General features: G+C 49.5%; 8 protein-coding genes. 3 read left to right on the plus strand and 5 right to left on the minus strand.

Annotation, left to right across the window (positions count from 1 at the left end; translation table 11 throughout):
- The first annotated feature begins 94 nt into the window (after positions 1-94).
- Complete coding sequence (locus PV783_RS18005; RefSeq protein WP_420989040.1) at positions 95-3,202, plus strand: amino acid adenylation domain-containing protein; 3,108 nt, start codon at positions 95-97, stop codon at positions 3,200-3,202.
- 21 nt (positions 3,203-3,223) lie between these two features.
- Positions 3,224-3,652: a DUF3995 domain-containing protein gene (locus PV783_RS18010; protein WP_420989041.1), complete on the plus strand. Its 429-nt coding sequence runs from the start codon at positions 3,224-3,226 to the stop codon at positions 3,650-3,652.
- Between the two features lie 65 nt (positions 3,653-3,717).
- On the opposite strand, the gene PV783_RS18015 is transcribed toward PV783_RS18010, so the two are convergent.
- From PV783_RS18015 to PV783_RS18035, 5 genes are all read right to left on the minus strand, one after another.
- The gene (locus PV783_RS18015) at positions 3,718-4,800 is read right to left on the minus strand and encodes an efflux RND transporter periplasmic adaptor subunit (RefSeq protein WP_363440432.1); all 1,083 of its coding nucleotides are present in this window, start codon (positions 4,798-4,800) and stop codon (positions 3,718-3,720) included.
- Between the two features lie 17 nt (positions 4,801-4,817).
- Positions 4,818-7,955, minus strand: a complete 3,138-nt coding sequence (locus tag PV783_RS18020; RefSeq protein ID WP_420989042.1) for an efflux RND transporter permease subunit — start codon at positions 7,953-7,955, stop codon at positions 4,818-4,820.
- A gap of 13 nt (positions 7,956-7,968) precedes the next feature.
- The gene (locus PV783_RS18025) at positions 7,969-9,345 is read right to left on the minus strand and encodes a TolC family protein (RefSeq protein ID WP_420989043.1); all 1,377 of its coding nucleotides are present in this window, start codon (positions 9,343-9,345) and stop codon (positions 7,969-7,971) included.
- Positions 9,346-9,410: 65 nt separating this feature from the next.
- Positions 9,411-10,583: a chromate transporter gene (locus tag PV783_RS18030; RefSeq protein WP_420989044.1), complete on the minus strand. Its 1,173-nt coding sequence runs from the start codon at positions 10,581-10,583 to the stop codon at positions 9,411-9,413.
- A gap of 84 nt (positions 10,584-10,667) precedes the next feature.
- Complete coding sequence (locus tag PV783_RS18035; RefSeq protein WP_079467664.1) at positions 10,668-11,510, minus strand: chromate resistance protein ChrB domain-containing protein; 843 nt, start codon at positions 11,508-11,510, stop codon at positions 10,668-10,670.
- Between the two features lie 177 nt (positions 11,511-11,687).
- Between PV783_RS18035 and PV783_RS18040 the strand changes: the two genes are divergently transcribed.
- Entirely contained in the window at positions 11,688-12,269 is a 582-nt protein-coding gene (locus tag PV783_RS18040) for an RNA polymerase sigma factor (protein ID WP_420989045.1), read from the plus strand.
- Positions 12,270-12,304 lie beyond the last annotated feature (35 nt).

Here is a 12,304-nt window from a genome sequence, read left to right on the forward strand (position 1 = left end):
ATCAAAACAAATTAATAACACCGCGATTTTTTTATTGAAAACCTTTAACCCAGGGAAGCTATAGTCCCTTTTCTTTAATTTTAATTATTATTCTATGAAACCCAAACACGCTACCGTGGAGCAAACCCACGCGTATGAAAATCCAGGGCATTTTATGTTACAGGGAGAGCAATGGCATTATGACCCATCTGCCACTGTTATTGCTCTTTTCAATCAGCAGGCGGCACTCAGCCCGGATCGCACTGCGGTTGTATTCAAATCAGACGCTATCACCTACGACACCCTGAACAGGCGATCCAACCAGATGGCGCATTACCTGCTGGAGCAGGGCGTAAAGCCCGGCGACATTATACCGGTATGGATAGACAGGTCCATTGAATGGCTGGTAGCGGTAATGGGGATCTTAAAAACAGGCGCAGCGTATGTTCCCATTGATCCTTCGTATCCGTTAAAAAGAATCCAGGTGATCCTGGAAGACACCGGGACCAGCTGCGTGGTTACTACCAGTAAACATACCTTACCGGATGCAGGTAAGTACAACTATGTGATACTGGATAATGTGGATAGTCTTGATAAATGGTCCGCTACCACGCCGGATGTGCCGGTAACCGCAAACGACCGGGCCTATATCATCTATACCTCCGGTTCCACCGGAACGCCTAAAGGCGTAATAGTGGCGCACCGGTCTTTGCAACACCTGGTATCATGGCACAGGCAACGGTTTGAGGTAACCGCGAACGACCGGGTTACCCTGGTAGCGGGAATTGCTTTTGATATTTCTGTTTGGGAGATATGGACCGCACTTACTTCCGGCGCCACATTGGTGATAGCCACCAATGAAGAAAGAACGGATGCAGCGGCGTTGTTGCAGTTCTATACCAGGAACGGGATCACACATGCGTTTGTGCCAACGGTGCTGGCGCCTGAACTGGTAACACTTAGTCGCACGGCTCCGCATCTTCACCTGCGCTACCTGTTTACCGGCGGCGAAAAACTGAAGCCGGTGCTTACACACGGATTGGGTTATCAACTGGTAGATTACTACGGGCCTACTGAGTACAGCATTTTTGCTACCTGCAGGGTAGTGCACGATGAAAACGGGGAATATGTATCGTCTATCGGACAACCCGTTGCCAATACCCAGGCGTATATTTTAAACCAGCACCTGCAACCCGTTCCCGCCGGCGGTACCGGTGAACTGTACCTCGGTGGAGAAGGACTGGCACAGGGATACTGGAACAGACCTGCACAAACGGCTGCCTCTTTTATTGATCATCCGTTTGTACCAGGCGCCCGCCTGTACAAAACCGGTGATCTCGCCTCCATACTGCCTTCCGGTGAATTAACTTTTTCAGGAAGGGCAGATAACCAGGTGAAGATCCGCGGCTTCAGGATAGAACTGGAGGAAATAGAAAAAGCATTGCTGCCTGTTGATGGTATCAAAGACGCGGCCGTTATTACCCGCGAGGATGAAAACCATAATAAGTATATCGTCGCTTTCCTGGTGAAGAACTGGGAGGCGGAAGAGCCGGAGATCGCCTCCATCAGGGCAACGCTGAAAGATTCACTACCGGGTTATATGATACCTTCGCAATTTATCTTCCTGGATAAATTACCGGTAACCTCAAATGGAAAAACAGACCAGGCAAGGTTGTCGCAGCTGGCCGCTGTATACGAAGAAGACAGCGCCGTGTATGAACCGCCGGTAACAGCAATGGAAACAACCATTGCGGCCATCTGGGAAAGTGTATTGGGCCGGAAAGCGATCAATAACTCCGACAACTTCTTTGATATAGGAGGTAACTCTGTTCGTGTGGCGCCGGTAGTTACGGCATTGGGGAGAACGTTGTCGTTAAAAGTATATATGAGAGATGTATACCAGTTCCCGGTGCTGAAAGACCTGGCGCAAACCCTGGAAGCGCGCCGGGCCCAGGCAGATACTATTGTGATGGAAGAAGATGTGGAACCTTATGTAGCGTTGCAGCAGGATGTATACCTGAAACCAGGAACCGTTATCCGCCGCGATTTTGATGCTGCCAGGCTGCAAAACCCCGAAGCCGTACTGCTCACCGGTGTAACCGGTTTTGTAGGCATTCACCTGCTGAAAGATTTGCTGCTGGCTTCCAACGCCACCGTATACTGCCTCATCAGGGCCAGTAATGAATATTATGCGATGGAACGGATCAACGGCTGCCTGAACAACTTTAACATCCACATCGATGAATCGCTGCGCCAGCGCATAGTACCGGTAACAGGGGATTTTTCCAAACCGGACATGGGGTTAACGGAAGCAGGGTTTAAAGAACTGGCGGATACCATCGATGTTATTTATCATTCCGGTAGCTCCGTCAATTTTATTGAGCCGTACTCTTATATGAAGTCCGCCAACGTGGAAGGGCTCAGGGAAATTGTAGCCTTTGCTGCCGCCGGCAAAACAAAATGCCTGGTGTTGCTGTCCACTATTTCGGTGTATAGCTGGGGGCATGTATTCACGCATAAAACCGTAATGAAGGAAACAGATGATATCGGCCAGAACCTGCTGGCGGTGAGTAAGGATATCGGCTATGTAAGAAGTAAATGGGTAATGGAAGGCATCGCCGACCTCGCGGCAGCACAAGGATTGCCGGTAATTACCTACCGGCTTGGCTATGCCATGTGTAACAGTGAAACCGGCGCGAGCGCACCTTACCAGTGGTGGGCAGGATTGGTGAAAAACTGTATCGAGTTCAACGCATACCCCGCATTAAGGGAGTTAAGGGAAGGATTGATTACGGTAGATTACATGACAAAAGCCATCGCTTATATTTCAAAAAAGGAGACGGCCCTGGGTCTTAAATTTAACCTGATTGCCAGCCCGGAAACAAACCTTACGTTGCTGCAGTTTTTTGACTTGTTGAATAAGTATTATTCTTTTGATCTGCGCGGCCTGCCGTATAAAGAATGGAGAAAGATCTGGGAAGATGATCCCGCCAACAGGTTGTATGCACTCACCAGTTTGTTCAAGGACAATATGCACGAAGGACTGTCTACCGTTGAGTTGTACCAGGATACCTACGTTTGGGATAACACCCATGTGGCTACTTTCCTGGAAGGCAGCGGTATTGAAGAACCCGTGTTTGACAAAGCATTGCTGGACCGTTACCTGAGATACCTGGGAGTATTGCCGGTACACCATTCAGCGCAGGCGGTTTATCATTCGTAGTTCGTCAGTACCTTTGCAGCGATGAGTTATATTATTGTTGCTGTATTAAGCATGGTGTTCCTGTTTTTAGGAGGTATTCATTTCTACTGGGGCTTTGGCGGCACCTGGGGTGGAGAGGCAGTTATTCCAACGAATCCTGCCGGCGATAAAATGCTGCACCCGGATATGCGTGCCTGTTTGGTAGTGTTTGCTGCTTTTATATTTGCCACCTGGTTATTGTGGCAGTATATTGGCTGGCTGCCTTGCTGGATACCGGCGCAATGGGTGAGGTACGGAATAATGGCGATGTTAGCTGCATTTTTACTTCGTGCCGCGGGCGATTTTAAATATGTAGGTTTTTTTAAAAAGATAAGATCTACAAAATTTGCCCGGATGGATACAAAGCTGTTTTCACCACTGTGTTTCCTGATAGCAGTTTTGTTATTGCTTGTATTAATCCTGGAAAGATAGCCCGGATAAAAGATGCCCGTCGCAGGTTCTATGTGACGGGCATCTCTTTATTATTTATTATATTATTATTTCAATATCCAGGTACCGGTGCTGCCGGGTTTTCTTTCATCGGTTGCTTTTTTCAGCAAGGTATCACCGGCAGAAAGGTTGCCGAATATTTCAATGCCTGCGTCTACCGTTATGCCCTGGCGCACATCTACCCACTCTGCCTGACCCTGGTGCACTCTTATCACAAACTTCCTTTCCTGCGTAGTGGCTACGGCTGCAAACGGTACAATGAACGAGGTAGTGCCACGTTCCAGCGGCAGCTTTACATACGCAAAGGCGCCTGCCTTGAGTAAGTGATCGCTGTTATCTACCTGGAACTCCCACAACTCTGTGCGGGTGCCGGGGTCGATAGTTTCAGACTTACGGGTGAGCGTGGCTTTAAAGCGTTGGGTAGGGTAGGCATCTACGCGGAAGTCGATATTTTTTGAAGGACTTGCCGCCGCCGTATATATCTCGGGAACGGCTGCACGAAGACGCAGCGTGCGGTTATTCTGAACGGTAAGCAACATGGCGTTGGTGCCTACAAGCGCACCGGGATCTGCTTTACGCGCAGTAACTACGCCGTCGAAAGGAGCGGTGATATACAGGTAGCCGGAAACTGCCTTATAGGATTGTGATTGTTTGCTCGCAGCTATATAAGTAGAGCTGTCGGCCAACATTACATTGCGGCTGCGCTCCAGGTCAACCGGGGCAACGATGCCCGGTGTTTTCGCCTGCGACGCCCTGTAAAGACGTTCATAATGATCCCTGCTGGAAGCCCATTTCGCTTTGGCCGATTGCAATGTAGCTTCAGATTCCGCCAGCCGGCTGTTAATTTCCGGTGCTTCAATTACGGCCAGTGTTTGTCCTTTTTTTACACGATCGCCCAGGTCCACTTTCATGCTGCGCACAAAACCCTGTACTTTGGCAAACAGTTCTGCGGTTTCATAGGGGATGAGTTCTGCCGGTAACTCTATTGTTTTCTTAACAGTGTCCTGCTTCAAAATGAATACCGGCACGCTATCTGGCGCAGGGCTGTCATTTTTATGCTCCGGTTGCTTCGGTGCATTGCCGCAGGCTGCCAATGTTATAACCAAACTTATAAACGCGATGGATCGCATATGATTAAATTTATTTTTTAAGATTGTTTGTCGTGATGAATACTGTTTACATCATCCGGATCTAAAGAAACAGCTACAAATTTCCTTCTTCCAATGATCAGCTGATATACTGGTGGCAGGAAAAACAGTACGCTGATGGCTGAAAACAAAAGACCGCCAATTACCGCAATGCCTAACGGTGCGGTTTGATCGCCCCCTTCAGAAAGGCCCGCTGCCATTGGGATCATGCCGGCTATCATAGCGGCACTCGTCATCAGGATAGGACGGAGGCGTGTTTCCGCCGCGCGGAGATGCCCTGATGGAATCTCTTCTTTCCGGTTATACTCTGCGCTGGTGATGAACAGTACTGCGTTTGCAATGGCTACGCCAACAGCCATAATGGCGCCCATATACGACTGGATATTCAACGTGTTGCCGGTAATAAAAAGGAACAGCAGGGAACCCGCTATCACTGCGGGGATAATGGACAAGGTAGCCAGTGCCACACGGAACGACTGAAAGTAAACCGTCATCAGCAGGAAGATCACGATGATAGCGATCAGTAATCCAAACTGCAGGCTGGTCAGCGTTTGCTGTAACAGCTGTGGTTGTCCGCGCAGCAGGATCTTTGCGCCATTGGGTAGTTTACCCATGCCGGAAATAATGTTGTTTACTTTATTGAAAACAGTTCCGGCATCCTGCCGCTGAATGTTTGCGGTGATGGTGATGTAGCGTTGCTGGTTAAGACGGTCATATTCACCGGCAACAACCGTGCGTTTCCACGTGGCTATTTCACTGAGATAATGCGTGTTGCCAATGCCACCTGATACGGGAACAGCTTCCAGCTGCGCGGTGCTGTTCATCCGGTATTCGGGGTATTGCACCTGTACCTGGTAAGCGGTTCCGGTTGTTTTATCGAGCCAGTAATTAGGCGAGGTAAAACGGCTGGAAGAAGTAGCGGTTACGATGGAGCGGGCGGCCTGTTCGCCGGAAATGCCAAGCTGACCAGCTTTTACGCGGTCTACCTCCAGCCTGATGGCGGGGTAGTCCAACGGTGTGGCAATCTGCAGATCACGTAACGAAGGAATGGCCTTCAGTTGTTGTACCAGTTGCTGAGCTGTTTTGCGGCCTTCTGCGAGGTTGCGGTTTACCACGGCTATTTCTATGGGGTTAGTGCTGCCGAGGTTCAGCACCTGTTCCACGATGTCGCCCGGTTCAAAAGAAACTGTGGCTGTTGGAATTTCTTTGGCAACAGCGGCGCGTAATTTCTCTCTGAAAACAGCTATCGGAATCACATCTTTCTTCAGCTTTATTTTTGTTACTGATTCATGCGGGCCACCGGTCCACAGGTGGATATAGTTTACCGGGAAGCTGGATGGTTGCGTGCCAATAAAGGCGGAAGTGATGTCGGTGTTGCCTTTGCCGGCAATGCTGTCTGATAGATGCAGCAGTTTCCTGGTGGCGTCTTCCGTCCGTTCAAAGCGGGTACCTACGGGTAAGCGTAAACGAATTTGTGTTTGGCCGCTGTCGGTTTGCGGGAACAGTTCTGTGCCGGTAAAAGAAAACAACAGCACTACGAGCAGCAATGATATGGCAAGAAACAAAGTGGTGAGCCATCCGAAACCGGTATGGAAACGTTGCCCGGCGTGGATATATTTTTGCTTCAGTTTATAATAAAATCCGGTGTCCTGTTGTGTTTGATGGTCCTTTAGTAACCAGTTGGCAGCTACCGGTACAAAAGTTTGCGATAACAGGAAAGAGGCGATCATAGCAAAACCAACGGCCAGTGATAAAGGCAGGAACATGGCTTTGGGCACACCATTCATAAACAGGGAGGGCACAAATACTGCGAGGATACTCAGAAGGATCAGCAGTTTTGGCGCGGCTATTTCCCGGCAGGCGTCTGCGATGGCGCGTGCTTTGTTTTTACCAAGTTCCTGGTGGCGGTGAATATTTTCAATGGTCACGGTGGCTTCATCTACCAGTATTCCTACAGACAGCGCCAGTCCTCCCAGCGTCATAATATTGATGGTTTGGCCGGTGAGGTATAACAGCGTAGCCGCGGATAATAATGCCAGCGGGATGGTCATGATCACAATGAGTGCACTGCGCCTGTCGCCCAGGAAAAACCATACCATCAGGCCGGTGAGAAGGGCTCCGAGCCCGCCTTCGAACAACAGGCTTTTCAGGGAGTTGATCACGTACCCCGACTGGTCAAATTCATAAGTCACTTTTATATCTTCCGGGATGGCGGCCTGCATGTCGGGCAGCGCGGCTTTCACTCTTTGTACCACATCCCAGGTGGAAGCATCGGCGCGTTTTGTTACCGGGATATAAACAGAGCGTTTGCCGTTCACCAGTGCATAGCTGGTAGTGACATCTGAGCCCAGCGTAACGTTGGCAATATCCTTCACGTATATTGCCGGTCCTGCGCCGGATTGCAATGGTGTGTTCTGCAAATCCTGCAGGGTTTCAATGACACTGTTTTGCGGGGTGATGTAAGTGGTATCGCCGATGCGCACATTGCCGGCAGGAGAGATGGTGTTGAACTTCGCAATGGTTTGCACCACCTGGTCCGGTGAAAGGTTATGCCCGCGCAGTTTTTCCGGATCTACGGTGATCAGCACTGTTTTCTGGTTACCACCAAACGGAGGCGGGGCAGATACGCCCGGCAGTGTTGAAAACATAGGTCGCACGCGGAACAGCGCCAGATCTGATATTTCCCCCAGTGATCTGCTGTCGGAGCTGAATACGAGTTGTCCTACCGGCACGCTGCCGGCGTCGAAGCGGGTAACAAACGGCGGCACGGTACCGGGCGGCATAAACGCCCTGGCCCTGTTCACATAACCGACTACTTCCGCCATTGCCTGGCTCATATCGGTGCCTTCACTAAATTCTATTTTGATGAGGGCGGCGCCTTGTATACTTTTCGACTCTACATATTTAACACCGGTGATGTATAGAAAGTGGTATTCATAATAAGAAGTAACAAAACCTTCTACCTGCTCGGGCGACAAGCCACCGTAAGGCTGGGCAACATATACAACCGGCAGTCCGAGGCGCGGGAATATATCCACCTTTGCGTTGCGGATGGAGAGGAAAGAAAAAAAGAGGATGGCAATAACAGCTACCAGTATGGTGACGGGATGCCTTAATGCCGAAATGATTAGTTTCATAAAGAATGATTCGTTATTTCAGTTTATCTGTAAAAACATGCAGGTTGCCATTTGCGGCAGCCAGCTCCAGTAGTGCATGCCATGCCTGCAGGAATGCGCCGGCTTCGCCTGTTTCTGCTTTCAACAATTCATATTGTCCCTGCATCAGGCGGGTAAAGTCTACCAACCCGCTTTCATAACTGAGTTTCAATCCGTCGAAAGCATACCGCGCGGCCTGTGATTGTATTAATGCCTGGCGTGCAATCAGCAGGTTCTGGTCGTAATTAAACTGTGCTGTTTCCTGTTGCTTTTGCAGATTCAGTGTTACCTGGTCCAGTTGTGCTTCGTCAGATTTCAACAGTAACCGGTATTGTTTTTTCTGAAGATTTACCTGTGAAAACTGCAGGATGGGAAAACTCAATTGGATACCGGCGCCGTAGTTTTTCCGGGAAAGCGACCAGCCATCTGCTTTATTGATGTTGCCGGCGGCATCCACGCCGGAACCGCGGGCATAGGCATTGGCCCAGAGATCCAGCTTGGGGCGCCAGGCGCGACCGGCTTCCTTCAGCGCGGCTTCACTTACTTCTTTCTTTGTTTGATAATATTGGAAAGAAGGATGTGCTGTAACGTTTGTAGTGGTATCGGCGCCGGAAGGGAACTGGCTTATCAGCGAAGTATCTGCCAGTAAAATATCGTCCGGTTTACCCGGCAGGTCTGCAAGACGGGTGAGCTCTGTAACCTGTGCATAGTATTGCCGTTGTGCCGTCAGGAGGTCCATCCGGGCCTGTGCCAGCACCGACTGGAACTGTGTGGTGTCAATACCGGGCCGTAACCCCTGTTGTGCCAGTATCAATGATTGCTGCAAACCGGCTTGTGTGCGTTCGATATTTGCCTGGTAGCTCAACAATAATTTTTGCAGGTATACGGCATCGAGGTAAGTGTATATGGCTAAGTACTGCTGGCGGAAGAGTGCTTCATTGTAATAGCTGCCTGCCAGTTTATATTGGGCGGTAGCCTTTTCTACCGCAGCCTGGCGTTGTCCGAAGGTGAGCGGGTTCCATTTCACCAGGGCCGTTAAAGCCGTACCCGGAACCGGGTCGTAGGTATTTCCTGTGGATGGCGGGCCACTGATCGGTAAAAGTAAACCGGGATAGCTCATGCCTGTGATATTGTTGTAGGTAGCATATCCCGCCTGATACCCCGCGGTAAGCTCCGGCACCAGTGAATTCCGGGCCATACGTATATTATATTCCGCTGCCCGGGACTGCTGTTCTGAAGCCTTTACCTGTGGCTGCGATTGTACCAGTGATAGTAATTCTTTGATACGGATAGTTCTTTGCTGTGCTATACCAGATAATGATAGCGTGACGAAACAACCGCAGATCAAGATCTTTTTATGGTAAACGTTCATTTATCAAACTGTTTAGAAGTATGGTCCGGTTTTCTGGTGGGAAATGTTCTGTTAAGATATTACAATCATTGGATATTTTTCAGCAAAAGCCCGATACCTGCTGCTGCGAGGATAATAAGCGGCTCGGGTACTTTTTTAAACCGCCATAATATGGCCACCGTAATAATGGCAATAGCGATGGTATAGGCATCGGTCAGTGATCTTTTGCCCAATACAACCACCGCGCCGGAAATAGCGCCGATAGCGGCAGCGGTAACACCATCCACAAACGCTTTGATACCGGGATGTTTCCCGTATTTCCTGAAGTAAGGCGCCGGTACCACGGTAAAAATGTAGGAGGGAAAGAAGGTGCCTAAAGCCGCTACACAGGCGCCGGCAAAGCCGGCTACCAGGAAACCAATGAAGGCCACTGTTATCACTACGGGGCCGGGAGTGATCATGGCTACGGCTACTGCGTCCATAAACTGTTGTTCATTTAACCACGCATGTTCCTTTACCACGCCACCATACAGGAATGGAACAATGGCGAGGCCGCTGCCAAAAACCAGTGCGCCGGCTTTGGTAAAATACAGGAGGAGCTGCCAGAGGGTATTGCCTGATGTAGAGAGGGAGGTGTTGAACAGGAGCGGAAATGATAATGATTTAATAAGATCTGCCGGCTTCTTTTTCGGGAGAGATATTTTTTTCCGGGGAGATTTCAGCCACCAGTAAATAAGCCCTGCGCCGAGGAAAAGCCAGATGTTTTCATTTTCTTTCCATATGGTGTAGGCGGCTGTAATAAGATAGATGCCTGTCAGCCATTTATCTGTGCCGATAGATTTACGGGTGAGCTTCCAGGCGCTCATAGCGATGATCCCTATTACTGCTGCGCCAACGCCATAAAACACGGCCTGCATCCAGGGAATTCCCTGCCATTGGGTATAGATGAAACCCAGTATCACCACCATGATGAATGAGGGCAGCACAAATGCCAGTCCTGCGAGCGTGGCGCCCAGGATGCGGTAATGAATATACCCGATGTAAATGCCCAATTGGGCGGCCAGTGGTCCGGGGGCGAGTTGCGCCAAAGCAAGACCTTCTTTATAATCCTCTTCACTGATCCATTTGCGTTGTTCTACCAGGTCGCGGTGCATGTAGCCGGCCAGCGCTACCGGGCCGCCAAAGCCCCAGGTACCCAGTCCGAGGAAATAAAGTACCAGTTGGCGAAGCGTGTAAGGTGTGGTATTATTAGTGTCCATTATTCTTCAGCAGCTCAATTTGGCTGTAAAGTCCGACAACCCGTCACAAAAAAATAGCACGAAAACGAAGGTTTAGGATAGTTTTTACTTTTTCCCTAAACTTTTTTTATAGGCAGATGGACTTTTACCGGTATGTACCCTGAAGATCCGGGTAAAATGGCTCTGGTCTGAAAAGCCGGTGAGATAGGCTATTTCCGTGAGCGAATGATTGGTGGAGGAGAGGAGCTGAATAGCTTTATCAATCCGTAATTTGCGGATATAATCCCCAAAGGAAAGGTTGTCAAAATATTTGGAGAACTCGCGTGATAAATAGGCGGGATGCACCTGCAGTGTTTCGGAGAGTCCTTTCAGGCTGAGATTGAGGTTGGTATCGATCTGGTCCTGTATAATTTCTTTGAGTTCTTTTGCCCAGGCGGGTATTTTTTTAGTGTCTTTTTCGCGTTGCAGAAATTTATTAAAGATGTCCAGCAGTTGGTTTTCAAAAGGTTGCTGGGTATGTTTAACATGTTGTAAGTATTTGGCCCAGCTGTACAGGGAATCGTACAGCAGCATTCCTTTTTCCAGCAGCTTATGATCATCCGGTTCATCATAGGCCATGCCTGCGGAGATGGCCCAGAGGCCCGATGCCTGCGGGGCGAGGTCGTGCCGGTCGGTATCCGCTCCGCGAACGATGGGAGCTAAGGCAAGAACGGCGCTGTCTTCAATGTGGTGTTTTTTGATGATATAGTCGAAGGTGCAGAGATCGTCGTAGTGCGTGTATTCCACGCCGGCAATATCAAAGGGGATTGCGTTCAGTTGGGCGGCCATTGGCAGTACATCATTGAACGGCACGTAAATAAATTCCGCGCCGGCGTCTACAAATCTTTTGATAAGCCAGGGGCAGGCGAGCCTGTCTATTTTAGGGCGTTCCCGGGTGATCCATCTCATAACTGATATGCAAAGTTGTGTGGGAAGTTAGGAAGTTCTGCTCATTTATTATTCAGAAAGAGATGCATCATTGCTGCCGGGATACATATTACCGGAACTATCAGTTTTTTACTACTTTTAACCGCAAATCAACCAATTACTGCCGGGGGAGGCAGGTTTCGGAACATGCAAGAAAATATGAATTTGGAGCGGCAATGGCTGGAGCAGTTGGCCGTGGGAGAGGAGTCGGCGTTCAGGCAGTTGTTCGACCGCTATCATCCCTTTATTTATTCTTTCGCACTGAGGATGACGGCATCCGACACTATTGCCAAAGATGTGGTGCAGGACGTACTGATAAAGATCTGGATAAACCGGCAATCGCTGCACACCATTGACAACCTGCCCGCATATATTAACAGGATGACCCGCAACCAGGTGTTGAACGGGATGAAACGCCGGGCGCATGAAGAAAGCATTATCAGGGAGCTGTATCCTTTCCGGGAAGATCACAATCATACCGAAGAAGCTGCGCTGGGAAAAGAGCTGGAACAGTTACTGCATAAGGCTATCGGCCAATTGCCGGCACAACAGCAGCGGGTATACCGCATGAGCCGCCTGGAAGGGCTTAAGCATGACGATATCGCTTACCAGTTAAATATCTCCCGGGAAACTGTTAAAAAACATATGATGGCTGCACTCCGGTCAGTAAAACAATACCTGGAAGATAACGGCAACACCATCGGCCTGCTGGCTATCTGTTTGCTGGAAGTACGCCACTGAGAATTTTTTTTCCTCCACTACCCCTTCTTTCCCTC

It is taken from the genome of Chitinophaga sp. CC14, assembly GCF_048957795.1.
In the GTDB taxonomy this organism is placed as follows: Bacteria; Bacteroidota; Bacteroidia; order Chitinophagales; family Chitinophagaceae; genus Chitinophaga; species Chitinophaga ginsengisegetis.

Coding starts and splice junctions, on each gene's coding strand:
- PV783_RS18005 (WP_420989040.1), top strand. CDS start 95: ATGAAACCCAAACACGCTACCGTGGAGCAAACCCACGCGTATGAAAAT.
- PV783_RS18020 (WP_420989042.1), bottom strand. CDS start 7,955: ATGAAACTAATCATTTCGGCATTAAGGCATCCCGTCACCATACTGGTA.
- PV783_RS18035 (WP_079467664.1), bottom strand. CDS start 11,510: ATGAGATGGATCACCCGGGAACGCCCTAAAATAGACAGGCTCGCCTGC.
- PV783_RS18010 (WP_420989041.1), top strand. CDS start 3,224: ATGAGTTATATTATTGTTGCTGTATTAAGCATGGTGTTCCTGTTTTTA.
- PV783_RS18030 (WP_420989044.1), bottom strand. CDS start 10,583: ATGGACACTAATAATACCACACCTTACACGCTTCGCCAACTGGTACTT.
- PV783_RS18015 (WP_363440432.1), bottom strand. CDS start 4,800: ATGCGATCCATCGCGTTTATAAGTTTGGTTATAACATTGGCAGCCTGC.
- PV783_RS18040 (WP_420989045.1), top strand. CDS start 11,688: ATGAATTTGGAGCGGCAATGGCTGGAGCAGTTGGCCGTGGGAGAGGAG.
- PV783_RS18025 (WP_420989043.1), bottom strand. CDS start 9,345: ATGAACGTTTACCATAAAAAGATCTTGATCTGCGGTTGTTTCGTCACG.